Source organism: Methylobacterium iners, assembly GCF_022179305.1.
Lineage (GTDB): Bacteria > Pseudomonadota > Alphaproteobacteria > Rhizobiales > Beijerinckiaceae > Methylobacterium > Methylobacterium iners.
Map to the genome: position 1 here is coordinate 1 of NZ_BPQP01000053.1, position 21,748 is coordinate 21,748.

Sequence of the window (21,748 nt, forward strand, 5' to 3'; positions counted from 1 at the left end):
TCCCGGGACCGTACACCTAGGACCAACGGCCTATGCTGCATCACTTTCGAGTAGTTCGCGTAAGGTCTCAACAGATTGGGGGCGTCCGAGGTGATACCCTTGCGTATAATCCACCCGGAGTTTAGCCGCTACATTGAGCTGGTCGCTTGTCTCAACGCCTTCAACAACGATCGCACATCCTGTGTTTCGCACAAGAGCAACAATGCTTCTAAACATCTCCTGACCTTTTGGACTTGACGTTGCATGAAGGAACGAACGATCAATTTTGACAGCGTCGAACTGGACTTCTCGGACGCAGGACAGACCAGCAAACCCTGTACCGAAATCATCAAGCCAAATCTTTACGCCCAGTGATCTGAGGTCGGTTAGGCAGGCAATGATGTCTCTCTGCCCCTCAATCTGCAATCCTTCCGTGATCTCAAAAGCGAGTCGGTTCGGCATAACGCCCGTCTCGCTGAGAATCGCCGCTACTGAGAGCGCAAAGCTTTGCGACCGGAGCTGAACCGGGGAAACGTTCACGCTCACCATAGGGATGCGAGCGTCGCTCAAGATATCGCGACAGGCTCTATAGATTGCCCAGAGCCCCATGGGTATGATCGTGCCTGTCCGCTCTGCGATGGGGATGAAAACTGCTGGAGACACATTCTTCCCCGTCGGAGCAATGAACCTCATTAAAGCTTCGACGCCAGCAATCTGACCAGATAGAGTATGCCGGATTGGCTGATACACTAGGGACAATCTTTCCTGCGCCAATGATGTTCTGACGAGTTCGACGAGATTTTCATCGATGTCCGTTTGGGTTGGATCTGATTTGTCGTAGATTTTAACGCAATTGCGCTTATCGTTCTTTGCATTGTAGAGAGCTCGATCAGCCTCTGTAACCAATCTCTCCACCTTCGTTCCCGGCACGTCAGAGCTCAAGGCCGCACCTACGCTGACAGTGACCACAAATGCGCTATCGGGACGCTGTATATGGGGCAGGGCCATAGCCTCAACCGCCCGCCGCACCTTCTCTGACACAAAAGCAAGATGCTCTCGCGAAGACGTGCGAAGGATCAGAATAAATTCTTCGCCGCCGAAGCGGCCAAGTGTATGCATATCGTCGTCCATCGCCTCGCTCATTGCTTTGGCGATGGCGACGAGACATTTATCACCCTCCTGGTGCCCATAATGATCGTTGTATAACTTGAAGTAATCGACATCGACTAGCACCACAGCAAAGCTCCTTGCTGCTGCCTGCCAAGTCATCCAGTGTGCCCGAAGCGCATCGTCGATGGCCCGACGGTTCGCCAACCCTGTGAGGGAGTCAGTGGTCGATAGGCGTAGGAGCGCCGCTCCTCTTTCAATGGCCTCGTTCCGGCGGATTTCGGCGCCGGTGCTGTTTAGGAAAACCAGATAGCGCTCTTGATTAAGCTTCCAGTTCACGAACAAAGTGAGCGCGTAGGTCGAGAGATAAAGCGTGCCGACAACAATAAAGAGCTCGATAGATTGGGAGTACTGCGAAACCAAATAGATACACGAAAAAAACAGGATGACCGTCGAGCTTGTTGCGGCGATGCTGAAGCGGAGTGAAAAGAAAACGTTGAGCCCAAGCATGAAAACGATGCTATAGGTTAGATAATGCGTAAAAGTTTCGGTGTGCGTTGTAGATCCGGCGATGCATAGCCAAACAAAGCATGCTGTTACGGTGGCCAAAGCACAGTGACACTCAAGGAAAAACAAACGAGCTTTCAGGTGAATCAGCGCTTCGGTGGCGAGTATGTACAGGAGTCCGATGACGAGTCGCGCCGTAATGCTGCTTGCGGCAACATCGCTTATCAGAACTGCATCCACGAAGCCGAAGGCAATATATACAATACCTGCAATATGAAGTGAAATTCTTGTGCTCTTACTGTAGAGCTGTTCCCGGCTGTTTTCGTAAAGATCTGCGAGCGTTTGGCTCCGGCGGCCTAGGCGGTGTCTGCGCAGTTCTGTATCGATAAGTTCGGCGAGAGCGGGTTGCATAAAATCACCGCGAATGAATTGAGCATAATTGCGGGCGGCCGGCTTGCCTTCTCGAAAATAGTAGACCGGTTTGCCCGTTCTCGTCGGCTTCTAGCGCTTGTAGGTTCACAGACACTTATCGCCTGCTGATGGTGCGACTCCCGACGCGGCGCTGTTCAGCCGTCCCGGAGGGAGATGATCAAGGCACAATGTTCGAGAATTTGTGCTGTGGTCTGACAGCCCACGAAGAGCTTTCGCCTGCTACGAAAATGGGAGCTTCGCTTCGGTGCCTCGACTCCGTGCCACCCGATGACGACCACGATCTCTATCCACGACCTCCTCGCGAGTAAGGCGCTTGTTGCGTCGTGCGGGCGCGTGCCGCGTTTCCACAAGGCTGAGCGACCTAAGTTTTCATCGTGGACAGAGGAGGGGGGCTGCTGCGTTCACGCGCTCAACCGGTCACGGCCGCGGTGGATGACCCAGGGTCGCTTTGTCCTCGTCAAGTTGAGCTTCGTAAGCTTTGTCCCCGGAGAGTTAACGCGCTCGACTGCGATGCTTTCGACACGCTGTTAGGTATCCATCCTCCACACGCAATCATAGAGAGGTCGAAGATGACATCGAAAGCATGTCTAACGGCATCGATCGAGCGACAGAAACTGTCACCGTCGGGCAGGCGCGGATAGTTTCGCATCCAAGCCAACCAAGATGGGGCACGGTTCGAGAAAAGCTCCAGATCAATGGGATGAGCCGCTGTTTCAAGGCGCTTCCCTGAGGCGCTATGTGGTTCACGACAAGGCAATCCACACCTAGACGGAGGCGTCCACCGTTTCGCCTACCAAGCTCACTCAGCCGTCACAGATCGGCATCGTGAGGGCAAAGACATCTACATTCGATCGCTAATCTCGCGGTTGGTAAGCCCGTCCCACTTAGGTGCGGTCGTTCGTGGAATTTGAAGGAAAAACCTTCACGTCTTGAAATTTCCTGCGAGCGTAAGTGTTTTTTAACCGTTCCCGCAGTTGGGCCGAAATGGAACCTTTCAGCCACTTGGAGATGCCTCCGCCCACGAGGGAGCGCTCCATCAATGACCGGGGTTGGGCTGAGCCTCCCGGGTCGTCGCTGGGAGGGTGCCATGGCCGTTCATCTCAACCACCAAGATTTGACCTTCATCCTGAAGCAGATCCGGATTGCCGAAGCGCACGCGAGCGGCATCGACCTCAGGGAATTGCGGGTCGACGCGGTGACGGGCGCCTTCCTGTCGGACCGCGGCCTCTACGATGCGGACGGCGTCTGGCAAGGCGAGGGGGACCCGCCCCGCGCGGTCCCGGACCCGCACACGCCCTACGGCCTGCGCACCGTCGACGGCACCTTCAACAACATCGTGCCCGGCCGCGAGAACTGGGGCGCGTCGGGCGAGCCGATGCCGCAGATGTTCCGGCCGAGCCACCTCGACGACGCGGATGGCGACCGGATGCCCCTCGGCGGCGGCGCCGCCGTCACGAACAACGACTACGGGACGCCAGGGGACGTCGCCGACGCGGACCCGCGCTTGATCTCCAACCTCGTGGTCGACGCCTCGCTCGGCAATCCGGCCGCCATCGCCGCGGCGCTGCGCCTCGCCGGCTCCGAGAGGGTCATCGCCGACCAGCAGGCCATCACGACGGCCTACGAGGCGGTCCGAGCCGCGACCACCGCGGAGGCCCGCGAGGAGGCCCAGGGAAATCTCGACGAGATCCTGGCCGACAAGGGCATCACCGTCACCAACGGCTCCATCGACAACCTCAACGTCGCTCCCGACGAGGGGCTTTCCAAGCCCTTCAACGCCTGGATGACGTTCTTCGGGCAGTTCTTCGACCACGGTCTCGACCTGATCTCCAAGGGAGGACCCGGCGTCGGCACCGTCTACATCCCCCTCGCCGCGGACGATCCGCTCGTCACCCACGGACCCGACGGCGTCGCCGGCACCCGGGACGAGGTGGATCCCCGCTCGGCGTTCATGGTCCTGACGCGGGCCACTCCCGACCAGGGCTCGCAGCGCAACGTCACGACCCCCTTCGTCGACCAGAACCAGACCTACACCTCGAACCCCTCGCACCAGGTCTTCCTGCGCGAGTACGAGATGGGCGCCGACGGCCGCCCGGTCGCCACGGGCCGGCTGCTCGGCGGCGAGAACGGCGGGCTCGCCACCTGGGCCGACGTCAAGGAGCAGGCGCGCACGATGCTGGGCATCGACCTGCGCGACACGGACGTCTCGGCCGTGCCGCATCTGCTCACCGACCCCTACGGCGCCTTCGTCCCGGGGGCGGACGGCTTGCCCCAGGTGATGGCGCGCCTGACCTCGGGCGAGATCGTCTACCTCTCGGGAACCGTCGCGCAGCCGCTCTCCCTCTCGGCCACCCAATTGCCCGCGGGGGCGACGGCGAGGGATTCCGCCGGCGCGCCGGTCGTCCTCGACGCCGGCGACACCTTCGCGGTCGCCCGCACCTTCAACGCCTTCCTCGACGACATCGCCCACAACGCGGTCCCGAAAGGTTTCGTCGACCACGACCGCAATCCCGACACCCCTTCCGTCGAGCAGCTGCCCGACGCGGACGGCGTGACCGGCAACGCCATCGTCCCCAACCGTCAGGGGGTCAACCTGACCTACGACGACGAGCTCCTCGACCGGCACTACGTCACCGGCGACGGACGCGGCAACGAGAACATCGGCCTGACCGCCGTCCACCACATCTTCCACTCGGAGCACAACCGGCAGGTCAGCGCGCAGAAGCTGACCATCCTGAAGGAAGGGGACCTCGCCTTCGTCAACGAGTGGCTGGACGCCCCCATCGACCAGGCCCAGCTCAACCAGATCAGGAACCGCCTGACCACCGTCCCCAACCAGGAAACCTTCCTCGCGAGCCTGGAGGACGGCGACGCCCAGACCGGCATCGCCAACCTGGAGCTGAACTGGAACGGCGAGCGCCTGTTCCAGGCCGGCCGCTTCGCCACCGAGATGCAGTACCAGCACCTCGTCTTCGAGGAGTTCGCCCGCAAGGTCCAGCCGCAGATCGACGTCTTCGTGTTCAACTCGGTGACCGAGATCGACCCGGCCATCTTCGCCGAGTTCGCCAACACGGTCTATCGCTTCGGCCACTCGATGCTGACCGAGAACATGCCGCGCGTCGGGGCGCAGGGCCAGGCGATGGACACGGACCTCGGCCTCATCGAGTCCTTCCTGAACCCGGTCCGGTTCGACAACGACGGCGCCCTTTCCCACGACGAGGCCGCGGCCGCCATCATCAGGGGCATGACGGTCGAGCGCGGCAGCGAGATCGACGAGTTCGTCGTCGGGGCGCTGCGCAACAACCTCCTGGGCCTTCCGCTGGACCTCGCCGCCATCAACATCGCCCGCGGCCGCGACACCGGCACGCCGACCCTCAACGAGGCGCGCGAGCAGCTCTTCGCCGCCACCGGCTCGACCTTCCTGACGCCCTACGGCAGCTGGACCGAGATGGCGGCCAACCTGAAGAACCCCATGTCGGTGGTGAACTTCATCGCCGCCTACGGCACGCACCCGGAGCTTCTCAAGCGGGTGCTGGCCCCGACGCCGACCGATCAGAACGCCACGCGCGAGCTGAACGCCGCCGAGAAGCGCGCCGTCGCCATGGAGCTGGTGCTCGGGGTCGAGGCCGACGGCGTCACGCCCTCCGACATCGAGGACCGGCGCGCCTTCCTGAACGGTACCGGGTCCTGGAACGCCGAGACAAGCGGCCTCAACGCGGTCGACCTCTGGGTCGGCGGCCTGGCCGAGAAGCAGATGCCGTTCGGCGGCCTGCTGGGCTCGACCTTCAACGCCATCTTCGAGGCGCAGTTGGAGAACCTGCAGGACGCGGACCGGTTCTACTATCTCACCCGCACGCAGGGCCAGAACTTCCTGAACGAGCTGGAGCAGAACTCCTTCTCGAAGATGATGCTCGCCAACACGGACCTCGCCCTGCCCGGCGCCGACGGCATCCGCGGCACCGGTGACGACATCGTGCCCCGCCACATCGGCATCGACTCGTTCTCGGACTACGACTTCGAGCTTGAGCTCGACGCCCGCAACCAGGCCGACCAGAACGGCGCCGAAGCCGGTATCGACCCGACCGGCAACGATCCCGTGCTGGAGGCCATGGGCATGGGCAAGGTCATGCGCGACGACCCGCGCACGGCCGGCGTCGACGAAAGCGCGACGAGCGGGTTCCATGCCTCCGTGAACGCCCTCGTCCGGCGCTACAACGCCGACGGCACGCCCGCGAACCGGCTCATCGACGGCACCGAGGACGGTGCCGGGACCGCCGCGGGTCCCGTGACCTGGGCCGACGTCAAGGCGAACGCGCTCAGGCTCGGGATCGACCTCACCGACGCGGATCTCGGGAACGCCCCCGTGCTCAGGGTCGGTCCCGACGGGACCTTCGGGTTCTCGCCAAGCCTCGACGTGACCCGGCCGGTCGCGCTGGTCAACGGCAGCTTCGACGACCAGCCCCTGACCGCGACCACCCCGGGCGTCAACGTCGACGCGAAGGGGAACTACACCTTCGCCGCACCCACGGGTTGGAGCATCACGGGCGGACAGGGCGGCGGCACCTACGCCCCCGTCGGGACCGTCGACGCGGCGGGCCTGGACGGCGCCAACGTGGTCTGGCTGCGGGGCGGCGCCGCCCTCACCCAGGAGGTGGGGACGACCCTGCAGGCCGGTTCGCGCTACGCCTTCACCTTCCAGGTCGGGGACCGCAACGACTTCGTCTGGCCCGGCGCCGTGGCGCGACTGCTGGACGGCGCCGGCAACGAGGTCTCCTCGATGACCCTGCTCGCACCCGCCGATGGTCAGTGGCGCGAGTTCACGCTCAATTCCGGCGTGATCCCGGCCTCCCTCGACGGCCAGACCCTCCGCCTGGAGATCCGGAACTCGGGCGACACGGATGCCCAGATCCTCGTCGACGACGTCGACGTCACGCGCACCTCGGAGACGGTCTACCGGTCCGACCTGAAGCCCGACCAAACCCTCGACTACCACGCCGCTTCGGACCCCTTCGCCCGGGACGCGGAGGGCAACGTCCTGCGCACGGGACAGGCCTTCGTCACGCCGGTCCCGACCGCCAACCTCGATGCGGCGGTCGTCAATCCGACGGCGCTCGCGCAGCCGTTCGAGCCCGGCCACTACCTGCGCTTCACCGGCGGCGAGCACGTCCTCGTGGGCGGTACCAACGGCAACGACACCATCGTCACCGACTTCGGCGACGACGGGATCTGGGGCGACGCGGGCAACGACCGCATCGAGTCGGGGGCCGGCGTCGACCTCGTCAACGGCGGCGACGGCGACGACGTCATCACCGATTCCGGCGATTCCGGCGACTTCCTGAAGGGCGAGGGCGGCAACGACGTCATCGCCAACTCCAACGGCCTCGACATCCTGATGGGTGGCACCGGAAAGGACGTCATCTTCGTGGGCGTGGACACGACCGAGGTCTTCGCCGGCGACGGGGACGACTTCGTGCTGGGCGGCGACGGCGTCGACCTCCTCATGGGCAACGAGGGCAGCGACTGGATCGAGGGCGGCGGCGGCTTCGACACCACCGCCGGCGACAACTCGGAGCTGTTCTTCAACTCGGCCATCAAGGGCCACGACGTCATGTTCGCCGGCGGCGACGAGAACGACTTCGACGGCGAGTCGGGCGACGACATCATGGTGCAGGGCGAGAGCGTCATGCGCAACGAGGGCATGTTCGGCTTCGACTGGGCGATCTTCAAGGGCAACGCCCGCGACGGCTATGCCGACATGCGCATCCCGGTCTTCACGACCGAGGAGGCCGACATCCTGCGCAACCGCTTCGACTCGACCGAGGGTCTGTCGGGCTGGGAGAACGACGACACGCTGATCGGCGACGACCGCACCGCCGCGGACGCGGTGGAGGAGGAGCCGGGCGGGAACACCGTGGCCGCCAACGAGGGCGTCTTCTTCAACGACGGCCTGACCCTGGAGGGCCTCAACCGCATCGCGGGGCTGCGGGCCGTGCTCGGCGACCTCGTGCCAAACGCGCCCGTCAACCCGACGCCCGCGCAGCTCCAGACGGTCCTGTTCGAGGCCGGCAACATCCTGCTCGGCGGCGCCGGGAGCGACACGCTCCAGGGCAACGGCGGCGACGACGTGCTCGACGGCGACCGCTGGCTCAACGTCCGCATCAGCATCCGCGGCGGCGCCAATGGCAACGGCCCCGAGATTGCGACCGTCGACAGCCTGAGGCACGTGTTCGCGGCGGGCCCGGGCATCCCTCCCGCGTGGGAAGGCAAGTCCCTGTTCGAGCTCATGGTCGCCCGCACCATCCGCCCCGACCAGATGCACATCGTGCGCGAGGTCGTGAACACCGGCGTGACGGCCGACGACGCCGACACCGCCGTCTTCAACGACGTGCGGGACAACTACGTCATCACCCGCGTCGGCGATGCCCTCAGGGTCCAGCACGTCAGCCTTTCCGATCCGGCGGTCGACGACGGCACGGACACCTTGCGCAACATCGAGACGCTCCGGTTCGCCGACGGCGAGGTCGACGTCGCGCTCGTCCGCAACCAGCCCTTCGACCGGGTCGAGATCGCGTCGGCGGACAACACGGGCAATGCGCCGTCCCTGACGGCGACCGTCTTCGGTGCCGTGGCGGGCCGCGGGATCACGCTGAAGTGGCAGGTCCTCGACGCCAACGGCGACTGGAGCGACGTCCCCGGCGCCAGCGGATCCACGTTCACGCCCGCCCCGGGCGTGGAGGCCCGCGTCGTCGCCCTGTGGACGGAGACCGTCACCGGCAACGGCACCGGGCAGTCCACGCCCTCCGTGCAGACCGCCTTCCTGGGCACCGTCGCCGACGAGGACGTCGATGGGTCCACCTCCTCCAACCTGATCGTCGGCCGGGCCGGCGACGACGACATCGCGGGCGAGGAGGGCCTCGACCGCATCCTCGGCGGCGACGGCGACGACCGCCTGGACGGCGGGGCGGGCGACGACGTCCTCTTCGGCAATGCCGGGGCCGACATCCTCATCGGGCGGACCGGCAACAACGTCCTGAACGGCGGCGTCGGTGACGACGAGCTCAACGGCGGGCACGGCAACGATACCCTTAACGGTGACGCTGGCACCGACACCATGGTGGCCTCGGGGCTGGTCGGGTCCTACGGCTTCGTGCGGGCCGGCAACGCCATCACCGTGACCGACGATCTCGGCGCCGAGGGCGACGGCATCGACACCGCCACGGGCGTGGAGCTGTTCCAGGACGACGCCGGCACGGTCCTCAACCTCGTCGCCGGCAACACGGGAACGGGGGGGGCCGACATCGTGGCCGGCAACAACAACGGTAACGACCTCAACGGCGGGGCCGGGAACGACCGTGTCTTCGGCGCGGGCGGCGCCGACACCATCACCCAGACCTCGACCGCAGGCCGCGACTTCGTCGATGGCGGGGCGGGGGTCGACACCTACGAGTTGGCCGGCGTCGGAGGCCCGGAGACCTTCCGGATCTATTCCCGCGCGGCCTGGCTCGGAATCTCGGGCAATGCGGTCTCCAACGCGAATACCGAGATCGTGGTCACCCGCAACGGCACCGGCAACGCCAACGTCGTCGCCGAGCTCGACAACATCGAGGAGATCCGCGTCAACGCGCTGGGGGTGACGACGCCCGGCGGCGCGAACGGAGGCGCCAGCGAGGGCGACACGATCCTGGTGGTGGGTACGTTCGACAACACGAGCCTCAACTTCAATACCATCACCGTCGACGGCTCCCAGGGGGACGACACGGTCGACATCTCGGCGCTCTCCTCGGCCCACCGCATAGTGTTCCGCTCGAACGGCGGGCACGACACCGTCGTCGGCACGCTGCGGGCTCAGGACGTCATCGAGATCCCGGCGGGCACGACGGCCACGGACTACGTGGCGACCACCGCGAACGGCATGACGACCCTGACCAACGGCACCCACGCCATCACCTTCGCGGGCTCGGTCATCCCCACCCTCGAACCGACCACCGCCAACGGTGGCGGCACGGGCGGAGGAGCCGGCGGCACTCCCGGAACGGGCGGCGCCTTCGCGCTCACCGCGGCGGACCTCGCCGGCATCAAGAACCTCGTCCAGGGCCGCCAGGCCACCGAGGACGACGACACCGCGAACGCGACCGGCGTGCGCACGCTCTCGGGCGCCGGCAACAACCTCGAACACCCGGAATGGGGCGCGGCCGACCAGCCCTTCATCAGGCTCACCGAGGCCCATTACGGCGCCTACGACCCTGCGACCAACAACAACGCCCTGAACCCGCTCTACAACGGCCTCGACCCCCGCGCGATCAGCAACGTGCTGGGCGCGCAGGAAGCCGACCTGCCCAACGAGCCCAACGGGTCGAACATCTTCTTCATGGCGTTCGGGCAGTATTTCGACCACGGCCTCGACTTCCTGCCGAAGAGCGCGGCCAACGGCACCGTGCAGATCGACCAGCCCGGCTCGGGCCGTGCGCCCGGGACCAACAACCCGGCCGACCTCACCCGCGGGGAGGTCCATGCCATCGGCCCCGACGGGGTGCCCCAGCACCTCAACAAGACCTCGCCCTTCGTCGACCAGAACCAAGCCTACGGCTCGCACGAGCTCGTGGGGCAGTTCCTGCGGGAGAGCGACGGCGAGCGGGGGGTGGGCGCCAGGCTCCTCGCCGGGGTCCCCGACCCCACCAACCCTGACTTCAACCTGCTGCCGACCCTGCGCGAGCTCATCAACCACCACTGGGCGGCCGACACCATCTTCCACGACCCCTCGCTGCCGGGCGGAGAAGTCAGCTTCCGGACCTACTTCTCGAACTTCCCCATCACGGAGACCCGGACGGGCTCGCTGTTCAACGCGCAGGGCGCGTTCGACCCGGAGGCGGTGAGCGTCTTCGCCTCGAACTTCATGGGCAGCGGGCATGCGCTGCTGCTCGACACCAACCCCTTCGTCAGCCTGCTCGACCACTACGTGGCCGGCGACGGGCGCGCGAACGAGAACGTGTCGCTCACCGCGATGCACACGATCTGGGCCCGCAACCACAATTTCCACGCCGAGAACCTCGTGGAGGCGGGTTTCGAGGGGACGCCGGAAGAGGTGTTCCAGGCGGCCAAGATGATCAACGAGGCGGAGTATGCCCGCGTCGTCTACGACGAGTTCGCCGACCAGCTCCTCGGCGGCATGCGCGGCAGCGGATCGCACGGTCACGACGAGTACAATCCGGACGTCGACGCCCGGATCTCCCACGAGTTCGCCGCCGCGGTCTACCGCGTCGGGCACTCGCTGATCGGCGAGACCCTGAGGGTGATCGGGCCCGACGGCCAGCCCCGCGAGGTCCGGCTGTTCGACGCCTTCCTCAACCCGTCGAACGCCCCGGACGTGTTCACGGCGCCCCTGCCTCCCGGCTACGTGCCGCAGCCTGGCTATGCGCAGCTCGGGGCCAACGCCATCCTCGCCGGGGTCGCGACGCAGCCGGCGGAGGCGGTCGACTTCAACATCGTCGACGCCGTGCGAAACGACCTCGTCCGCATCAGCGCCGACCTGTTCGCCTTCAACGTGGCCCGCGGCCGCGACGTCGGCCTCGGCTCCCTTAACCAGGTCCGGGCCGACCTGATGGCCTCGACCGACCCCTACATCCGCGAGGCGGTGGGCTTCGCCGGAGACCTCAGGCCCTACGTCTCCTGGGAGGACTTCCAGGCCCGCAACGGCCTCTCGAACACGGTCATCGCGCAGTTCCGCCAGGCCTATCCCGACCTGGAGCTGACGCCCGCCAACCGCGAGGCCTTCGTGGCCGCCAACCCGGACATCGAGATCCATGTCCGCTCAAACGGTACCGAGTACGTGTCCGGCATCGACCGCGTCGATCTCTGGGTCGGCGGCCTCGCCGAGCAGCACGTCAACGGCGGCGTCGTGGGGCAGACCTTCTGGGTTGTCCTTCACGAGCAGCTCGACCGCCTGCAGGAGGGGGACCGCTTCTACTACACCGACCGCTTCGACAACTTCGACTTCTACGAGAACATCGTCGACGGACAGAACTTCTCGGACATCGTCGCCCGCAACACCGGCCTGACCGGCCTGCAGGAGGAGATCTTCGCCGTCAGCGACGAGGATGAAGCCGGCGGCGGAACCGGCGGTGGCGATGGCGACGAGGACGAGGATGACGACGGCACGGGCACCGGCGGCGGCGATGGTCCCGACGACGAGGACGACGGCGACACCGTCGGTGGCGGCGGCTCCGGCGACGACGGGGATTGCGATGACGATGGCGGGGAAACCACCAACCCCGGCACCGGCGGCGTGACGACCAATCCCGGCACCGGCGGCGGGACGACGACCCCTGGCACCGGCTGGGGAACCACCAACCCGGGATCGGGCGGCGGGACGACCACGCCGCCGGCCGAGTCCACCACCAACCTGGTGGCGGGCACCGCCAACGGCGACGTCCTCTCCGGCACGGCGGGCGCCGACACCATCCTCGGGTTGGCCGGCGAGGACAACATCCTCTCCGGGGAGGGCGCCGACGTGGTCCGCGGCGGCGACGGCAACGACTTCGTCGACGCCGGCGGCGGACGCGACCTCATCTTCGGGGGCGCCAGCGACGACGACCTCCTCGCGGGCTCCGGGGACGACATGGTCTACGGCGACGGCGGCGCGGACCGCATCCTTGCCGGGGCCGGCAACGACCTCGTGACCGCCGGAACCGGCAACGACGAGGTCATGGGCGGCGAGGGCAACGACCTGATCGTGGCCGAGGCCGGGGACGGGAACGACAGGTACTGGGGCGACGAGATGGGAGGCGGCTCCGGCGTCGACACGCTCGATATGTCGGCCATCTCGGCCAACATCACGGCCAACCTCGGCACCGGGCTGCTGGGCGGGGGCAACGCCTCCAGCGGGCAATCGGGGAACGATACCCTCTGGGGCATCGAGAACTTCGTCGGCGGCTCGGGCAGCGACACCATCACCGCGAGCGACGCGGTGAACGTGATGGATGGCGGCCTGGGCGTCGACACCTATCGCTTCGAGACGGCCGCGGCGGCCAATGGCGACACCATCGCGAGCTTCCAACCCGGCGACCGGGTCGACCTCGGCGCCATCGACGCGAACCAGGGCATGGCCGGCAACCAGGCCTTCACGCTCGCGAGCGGGGCGGCCTTCACTGGGGTCGGGCAGCTGCTCGTCACCCAGGAGACCCGGGCGGACGGGGACTACACCGTCGTCTCGGCCAACACCGACGCCAACATGGCGACGGCCGAGTTCCGCCTCAGCATCAAGGGCACCCCGGCCGCGACGGCTGCGGATTTCGCCCTCTGACGCCGAAGGGGCCCCGCAAGGGGCCCCTTTCCTTGCCAATGAACGCAGGGGGACCTCGACATGCGTTCCAAGGACCAGAAGCAACTCGCCAAGAAGAGAAGCGCCGAGCGCCTCACCCGCCATTTCGGGATGCCGTTCGTCTTCCTGTTCGGGATGTCAGGGATCATCAACGTCCTGGCCCTCACCGGCTCCTTCTACATGCTGCAGGTGTACGACCGTGCCCTGCCGAGCGGCAGCCTGCCGACCCTGATCGGGCTTTCGACGCTGGCCATCGGGCTGTACCTCTTCCAGGGCATGTTCGACGTGCTGCGGCTCCAGATCCTGGTCCGCATGGGTGCGCAGCTCGACCGGCGCATCGCGCCCCTGGCGCAGCGCGTCTCCATCGACATGCCCCGCTACGGCTTCTCCGCCGCCGAATCCCTGGAGCGCAGCCGGGACGTCGACACCGTGCGCGGCTTCCTCGGCAGTCCGGGTCTGATCGCGCTCTTCGACCTTCCCTGGACGCCGGTCTTCCTGATCTTCGTCTACATGCTCCACCCCTGGCTCGGGGCCCTGACCATCGGCGGGGCGGTGCTGCTGACCCTCATCACCATCCTGACGGAACTCCTGACCCGGCGCTGGACGGGCGCGACCCAGCAGGCCGTGGTGGCCCGCAACGCCATCGCCGACTCGAACGCCCGCAACGCCGACGTCCTCAAGGCGATGGGCTTCGCGGGCAGGGCCGTGGAGCGATATCGGCTCGCCAACGACGAGCACCTCGAACTGCAGACCAAGACCACGGACGTCGCCGGGACGTTCGGGGCGATCTCGCGCGTCCTGCGCATGATCCTGCAATCGGCCGTGCTCGGGCTCGGCGCCTACCTCGTCATCGGCGGCGAGCTCTCGGCCGGGGCCATCATCGCGGCCTCGATCACCTCGGCCCGTGCGCTGGCGCCCATCGACCAGACCGTCGGCAACTGGAAATCCATCGCCGTGGCGCGGACGGCCTTCAAGCGCCTGAAGGAGACCTTGGTCGCGCTCGCCGGCGCGGAGAGCCCGATGCCCCTGCCGCCCCCGCAGGACTCCTTGCGGGTCAATTCCATCACGGTGGCCGCACCGGGGTCGGGACGCATCCTGCTCTCGGATGTTGGCTTCGAGCTCAAGGCAGGGCAGGCGCTCGGCGTCATCGGACCCAGCGGCGGCGGAAAGACGACGCTCAGCCGTGCGCTGACAGGGATCTGGCCGGTGCTCCGCGGCGGAATCCGCCTCGACGGGGCCGACCTGCCACAGTGGGATGAGGAAAGCCTCGGGCGCATCATCGGCTACTTGCCCCAGGAGGTTTGCCTCATGGACGCGACGGTGGAGGAGAACATCTCGCGTCTCGCGGAGAATGCCGACCCCGCCCTCGTCGTCGCGGCTGCCCGTGCAGCGGGCGTCCACGAGATGATCCTGCGGATGCCCGACGGGTACCGCACGGAGCTTGGTCCCTTCGGCACCGCCCTGTCGGGCGGCCAGCGCCAGCGTATCGGCCTTGCCCGCGCCCTCTACGGCAACCCCTTCCTGCTCGTGCTCGACGAGCCGAACTCCAACCTCGACGGCGAGGGCGAGGCGGCGCTGGCTGCCGCCATACAGGGCGTGCGCGCCCGCGGCGGCATCGCCGTCGTCATCGCGCACCGCCCGAGCGTGCTGGCGGCCGTCGACACCGTCGCGGTGATCCAGGACGGCAAGCTCACCGCGTTCGGACCCAAGGAGGCCATCCTCGGCAAGGTGGCCCGCGAAGCCGCGCAGGTCGCCGACCCGGCTCGCGTCGCAAGGGAGCGCTCCGTCGCGGAGCGGGTGACGGCATGATGATTGAGACCAAGGGCACGAAGGCGGCCGACGCCGCGGACGGGGCAGGGAAATACGTTTCGAAGGCCGATGAGGCGAAGTCCGGCGCGCCCTACTACGTGGCGCTCGCCGTCGCCGCGCTGGCGGCGTACCTGAGGTCGCTGTTCCAGACGCCGGCCCAAGCGGTGGCTCAGGTCGAGGAGGATGGGGTCCAGCCCAAGGCCGGGCCCAGGCTTTCGGTCGTCCCTGGCTCGACCGAGGAGGCGGAACCCGCCGAGCCCGACGCCCGCCTCCCGGGGTCGTCGGCGTCCGCTCCCCAATCGGAGGCACCGGCCTCGCAGTTCGATTCCTCGCACTTCCTCCAGTCCCGGGCGCTGCAGTTCGCCAAGCCGGACCCGGCCACGGATCTCAACGACTTCAAGGCCTCGCCCGTCATCCCCATGCCGACCAACGACAATGGCGGCGTGGCCGCCGGTGGAGGTGGCGGCGGTGGTGGTGGCGGTGGTGGCGGCGGCGCCGATAAGGATGACGCCGGCAAGGACCCCGTCGGGAAGGACCCTGGCGGGAAGGATGCCGATGGCCATCCCCCGCCAAAGGCGGGCGAGACCAATCCCGGGGACGGAGGCGGAACGGGCAAGCCGTCGGACGGCGGACGCCCCGCCGGACCCGGCCACGACACGGGCCATGGGCCCGGGGACGGGGATACCGGAACCACCCCGGATCGAACGCCGTCGAACGACGACGATGGCCCGGTCGGCCGGCGCAACCGAGCCCCCATCGCCACGGGCGCCGTCTACCTGGCCGACGTGACCGGCTGCGCCCTGTTGCCCATCGCGCTGTCGGACCTTCTGCGTAACGTCGAGGACCCCGACGGCGACAGCCTCTCGGTGCGCAACCTCACGGTCTCGTCGGGAACCCTGGTCCGCGACGGCGACGGCTGGGTCTACGACCCTGGCGCCCCCGGTCCCGTCACCATCACCTACGAGGTGACGGACGGCGAGCTTTCGGTCACCCAGACGGCGGTCCTCAACGTCGTCGAGCGGAACCACGTCGTCGGGACGAACGGGGACGATGTCCTTCTCGGCACCCTTTGCGCGGACGAGATCGACGGCCGTGACGGCAACGACAACATCGATGCGCGAGCGGGAGCCGACATCGTCGATGGGGGCGCCGGCGACGACCACATCGTTGCCGGCGCGGGCGACGACGTGGTCCATGGCGGGACCGGCGACGACGTCGTCCTGGCCGGCGACGGCGCGGACCACGTGTCCGGCGGGACCGGGCAGGACCGCCTGTTCGGCGAGGCGGGCGACGACGTCCTGTCCGGCGACGATGGGGACGACCTCCTGGACGGCGGGGAAGGCAGCGACATCCTGTTGGGAGGGCTGGGGAACGACCTCCTGCTCGGCGACCTGGGGGACGACCGCCTCGACGGCGGGGACGGCCGCGACCTCGCCTACGGCGGGCTTGGGCGGGACGTCGTCTCGGGCGGGGCCGGCGACGACGGCCTCGAAGGGGGCTCCGGCGACGACGTGCTCTCCGACGGGGCCGGCCGGGACATCGCCTCGGGGCAGGAGGGTGACGACGTCCTCGTGGCCGCCGTGGACGGGGAGGACGACCGCTTCGACGGCGGGGCGGGCGAGGACACCCTGGACCTGTCGGGTACCACGTCCGGCGTCGCCGTCGACCTGGTGGCCGGCACCGCCGAGGGCACCGAGACCGGTCGGGACCGGCTCGCCTCGGTCGAGAACGTGCGGGGTGGATCGGGCGGGGACACCCTCGTCGGCAACGCCGGGGCCAACCACCTCTCCGGGGGCGGGGGCCGCGACCGCATCTCGGGAGCAGCCGGGAACGACTGGCTCGACGGGGGCGCCGAAGACGACGCGCTCTCGGACGGCTCTGGCTCCGACATCGTGTCGGGCGGCTTAGGCGACGACGTCATCGTGGCCTCCTCAGACGGAGAGGACGACCGCTTCGACGGCGGCGACGGCATCGATACGCTCGACCTCTCGGACACGACGGAGGGCGTCGCCGTCGATCTGGCGCTCGGGACCTCCACGGGCGCGGAGACGGGAGCGGACCAGGTCGCTTCCGTCGAGAACGTACGGGCGGGCTTCGGCGCCGACAGGCTATCCGGCGACGCGCAGGCCAACGACTTGGCCGGCGGCGCGGGAAGGGACCATCTGTCGGGCGGCGCCGGGAACGACCTGGTCGACGGCGGCGCGGACGACGACACCCTGTCGGACGGGACGGGCTCGGACCGCGTCATGGGAGGTTCCGGGAACGACGTTATCGTCGCGTCCCTGGACGGCGAGGCCGACCGCTTCGACGGGGGACGGGGGCGTGACACCCTGGACCTCTCCGGTACCCGGGCCGGGGTCCACGCCGACATCCTGGCGGGCACGGTTGCCGGGGCCGAGACCGGACAGGACCTGCTGGACGGGCTGGAGGCGCTGGTCGGCGGCTCGGGTGCCGACACCCTGTCGGGCGGGCTCGGGGATGATGGCCTCGCGGGCGGGGAGGGCGACGACCGGCTCTCCGGCCGGGACGGGAACGACGACCTCGACGGGGGCTCCGGACGGGACATCCTCCACGACGGGGCGGGCGGGGACCGCGTGAGCGGCGGGGCGGGGGACGACCTGATCCGGCTGGCGAGCGACGGGGAGGACGACGTGGCCTCCGGCGGCGAGGGCTGCGATACCCTCGACCTCAGCGAGGCGACCGGGGACCTGCTCGTCGACCTCGTGAGCCAGGTCGTGTCCGGCACCGAGCAGGGCGAGGACATGGTGGATTCGATGGAGCGGATCCTGTCGGGCTCCGGCAACGACCGCTTCGTCATCGGCGCGAACGGCGTCACCATCACCGGCGGCGACGGCGACGACGGCTACGAGTTCGGTGCGGTCGCGGGGGGCGGCGAGGCGACCAGGGCCGTGGAGATCACCGACTTCTCGGTCGGGGATTACGTCAGCCTCCTCAAGTACACCCTGTTCGAGGAGGGACAGGGCGCGCTGGGCCAGTCGCTCGCGGAGGCGATGGAACGCAACGCGGGCACCATGGCCGGCATCCAGTACCGCTCCGCGCGCTCGGACGACGGCGACGTGACCATCATCACGGCCGACCTCGACAGCGACGACACCTTCGAGACCACCATCGTCCTCGACGGGCGGCACACCCTCCTCTTCGTCGAGGCGGACCGCCCGTCCCCGCACGCGACGACGACCGCCTGACCCAGACACGCCAGCACCGGGACCGCACCATGCGCAACGCACCTGTCGGCAAGCCTTCCCTCCGGGCACCCGCGACGCTCGACCACCGCCGCGAGCCCTCCTTCTCCGTCGTCCCGCGGATCGTGCTGGGATTCTCGCTCTCGGCGGCGCTGCTGGTCGGGGTCGGGGGATGGGCCGCCACGACCGACCTCAACGGGGCCGTCATGGCGCCGGGCTCGGTGACCGTGGAGCAGCACGCAAAGGCCGTCCAGCACCGGGACGGGGGCGTCGTCGGCGCCATCCTCGTGCGGGACGGGCAGGCCGTCACGGCGGGCGAGGTGCTCATCCGCATCGACGATGCCCAGACCCGCGCCGAGCTCGCCATCGTCAAGGGCCAGATGGTCGAGCTCTCGGCCAAGAAGGCGCGGTTGATGGCCGAGCGCGACGGCCTGAGGAGCATCGCCTTTCCCGCGTCGCTCCTCGGCGGCGACGCGGAGACGCAGTCCATCCTTGACGGCGAGACCCGGATGTTCCGGGGCAATCTCTCAAGCCGGGACAGCCAGCGCCAGCAGCTTGAACTCCAGATCGGGCAGGTGGCGGAGGAGCTCGCCGGGCTGGTCAAGCAGAAGGACGCCAAGCGGGACGAGCTCGTCATCCTGACGAGCGAGCACGGCAAGCTCCAGGGGCTCGTCGACAAGAACCTGTTCGAGAGCTCCAAGTTCTTGCCCCTCACCCGCGACCGTCATCGGTTGACGGGCGAGCAGGGCTCACTGGAGGCCTCCATCGCACGGGCCAAGGTGCGCATGAGCGAGATCCGGGTGCAGCTCCTCGCCATCTCGGACACCGCCCGAACCGAGGCCCAGAAGGAGCTCAGCGTCGTGGACGCCAAGCTCGCGGAACTGGGGAACAGGCGCCTGGCCCTTGAGGACCGCCTGACGCGGACCGAGATCCGCTCGCCCGCCACGGGGGTGCTGCACGAGCTCAAGGCCTACACGGTGGGAGGCGTCGTCAGCCCGGCCGAGGTGCTGGCGACGGTGGTGCCGGAGGACGCCCGGCTGAGGGTCGAGATCCACATCGCGCCCGCGAGCATCGACCAGGTCGCCGTCGGGCGTCCCGCGAAGCTGCGTTTCACCGCCTTCAACCAGCGCACCACCCCGGAGGTGAAGGGCGAGCTCGTCTATGTCTCCCCCTCCACCACCAAGGGGACGGGCAAGGAAGACGTTCATTACGTGGGATATGTTGAGGTGGCGAGGGAGGAGTGGAAGCGCCTGGGCGAAGGAAAGCGCCTCGTTCCCGGCATGCCGGTTGAGGTTCACATCACAACCGAAGAGAGAACGGCTCTCTCCTACCTGGTGAAACCAGTCCTCGATCAGTTCAACCGGACGTTCAAGGAGCGCTGAATCTAGATTGAGCACAAGTTTTCGCCCGCCAGCGATGTCTAAACATTTGAGGGGTTTTACCGAGACTCACAGAGTCTTTGCAGTTTCGCTGGATTCTTGAGTTCCGTGGTGCTAGCTTCACAAGTGCGTGATCCACGGGGCTGGTACGATTATGACGCAGGCACATGGTCACTCGCGGGGCGATGAGGTCCCGCACAGCCAATGCCGAGACAGCTTGCTCGGCCTGTTCGTTCGAAATCTCAGCAACACGCTCGAGGATACCGTTGGCGTTCGGGAAGCTTCGGTCCTGATGAATTTGGTTGGCCTTGCCGTTTCCGACGATATTCAAAAAGAATATCTGGAGGCGGCGGGCAAGAACAAACTCAGTCGTGCAGATGTGACGCAAGCAATTATCGATCTCAAGCAGCGCATAGGATCGGATTTCTATATTATCGAAGACATGGAAGATCGCATCATTTTCGGAAATCGTCGCTGTCCATACGGCGATTTGGCCAAGGAATGCCCGACCTTGTGCATGATGACATCACATATGGTCGGTCACTTGATAGCTGAAAGCCAAGGATATGGCCGAGTTACCCTCGCTGAGACTATCGCACGCGGGGATCGAGCCTGCCGGATCGTCGTCAACCTCGATCCGGACGGACCTGACGATGGAGGATTGTCCTACTATGCGAGCGGTACCGCATAACTGGGACTTCAACGCCCTCTTCGAGTTCGTCTCGAATCCCATCCTCATCCTGCGCTTCGACGGCGTGGTCGAGGCCGCCAACCGATCGGCGCACGAGACCCTGGCTGGGGTCGAGGTCGGAAGCGTGCTGTCGGTGTTGGGCTCCGGTGACGCGGACGAGTTGCTCCGCTTTCTCAGACGCTGCTCGACGACGAATGCGACCGTTCCGGGCGCGCTGCACTTCAGGACCGGCGACGAGGTCTATGAACGTCTCCGCTGCCACGGCGCAAGAGTTCAGCTGCAGGGCTTCGGCGGAGGTCCGCTGATCCTGCTCCATCTACACTCGGACGGTTTGGACAGGCGCTTCAAGATCCTGGCGGCGAAGCTGCACGATGCCCGGATGGTCATGCAGGAGCGCAGGCGCAGGGTACGCGAGATGCAAGCTCTCTTGACCGAGAGAGAGCGCTTGCTCGCCCGATTGGAGGAGGATGCGGCAGCCCGTCGTTCGGCAGAACACGAGCGCGATGTGGTCCTCGCCAGATTGTATCGTGCCGGTCAAGACGAGCGGAAACGCCTGGCCCGCGACCTGCATGATCACGCCGGCCAGCACCTCGTTGCGTTGAACTTTGGTCTGCGTCGGCTCACGCCCCACCTGAAGGAGCTGCAGGCCAGGACCGACCTGGAACACCTCCTGAAGCAAGCGCAAGACGTGGGTGAAGCCCTGAGGCGGGTGACACTGGCGCTTCGCCCTGCGGCCCTCGACGAATTCGGATTCGTTACCGCGCTGCGCCACCTGATCGGTGAGTGGAGCCGCTTCACGGAAACAACAACCGAGTTCGGGGTCGTGGGCGAGGAGATCACCCTCTCGACCGAGGTCGCCATCACGCTCTACCGACTGACGCAGGAGGCGCTCACCAATGCGGCGAAGCACGCGGGCTGCCCGAGCTTGGTGTCCATCGTTCTTCGGTACAGCCCGGACCAGATCACGCTCATGATCGATGACAACGGGTCAGGCTTCGAGGCAGACGCAGCCTCGGGGAAGACCTTGGTCGCGCAAGGCAAGCTCGGCCTCATCGGCATGCGCGAGCGCCTAGCTCTGGTGGGTGGAGGTCTGGACATCGAATCCGCACCGGGCAGCGGCACGTCGATCGTGGCCAGGGTCCGATTGAACGGGAGTCAAGGGAATGATGCCTGACCGGACCGTGATCCGCGCTGTGCTTGCAGACGACCACCCGGTTTTTCGTCACGGCGTGGCGGATCTTCTGACAGCGGCGGGCGAAGTCGACATCGTCGCCTCTGTAGACACTGGAACGGCCTGCAACGCGGCCGTTCCAGTGTCTACAGA

7 protein-coding genes are annotated in these 21,748 nt (G+C 66.9%); 6 read left to right on the forward strand and 1 reads right to left on the reverse strand.

The window, feature by feature from the left end:
• Nucleotides 1-30: 30 nt before the first annotated feature.
• Nucleotides 31-2,004 carry a putative bifunctional diguanylate cyclase/phosphodiesterase gene (locus tag MFF55_RS16550; RefSeq protein WP_238245206.1) on the reverse strand — a complete coding sequence of 658 codons (1,974 nt, stop codon included), beginning with the start codon at nt 2,002-2,004 and terminating at the stop codon, nt 31-33.
• 1,108 nt (nt 2,005-3,112) lie between these two features.
• Here MFF55_RS16550 and MFF55_RS16555 point away from each other — a divergent pair.
• The 6 genes from MFF55_RS16555 (at nt 3,113) to MFF55_RS16580 (ending at nt 21,598) form a co-directional block, all read left to right on the forward strand.
• Entirely contained in the window at nt 3,113-13,324 is a 10,212-nt protein-coding gene (locus MFF55_RS16555; protein ID WP_238245207.1) for a peroxidase family protein, read from the forward strand.
• A gap of 60 nt (nt 13,325-13,384) precedes the next feature.
• Nucleotides 13,385-15,151: a type I secretion system permease/ATPase gene (locus MFF55_RS16560; RefSeq protein WP_238245208.1), complete on the forward strand. Its 1,767-nt coding sequence runs from the start codon at nt 13,385-13,387 to the stop codon at nt 15,149-15,151.
• Nucleotides 15,148-18,357 (forward strand): calcium-binding protein, encoded by a 3,210-nt coding sequence (locus MFF55_RS16565; protein ID WP_238245209.1) that lies wholly within the window; start codon nt 15,148-15,150, stop codon nt 18,355-18,357. The genes MFF55_RS16560 and MFF55_RS16565 overlap by 4 nt, the downstream gene beginning before the upstream one ends.
• A 29-nt stretch (nt 18,358-18,386) precedes the next feature.
• Nucleotides 18,387-19,736, forward strand: a complete 1,350-nt coding sequence (locus MFF55_RS16570; RefSeq protein WP_238245210.1) for an HlyD family type I secretion periplasmic adaptor subunit — start codon at nt 18,387-18,389, stop codon at nt 19,734-19,736.
• 214 nt (nt 19,737-19,950) lie between these two features.
• Nucleotides 19,951-20,424, forward strand: coding sequence for a methanogen output domain 1-containing protein (locus tag MFF55_RS16575; protein WP_238245211.1), 474 nt, complete (start codon nt 19,951-19,953; stop codon nt 20,422-20,424).
• A complete protein-coding gene (locus MFF55_RS16580) occupies nt 20,405-21,598 on the forward strand; it encodes a sensor histidine kinase (protein WP_238245212.1) in 1,194 nt (397 codons plus the stop codon). The genes MFF55_RS16575 and MFF55_RS16580 overlap by 20 nt, the downstream gene beginning before the upstream one ends.
• The last annotated feature ends 150 nt before the right edge of the window (nt 21,599-21,748 follow it).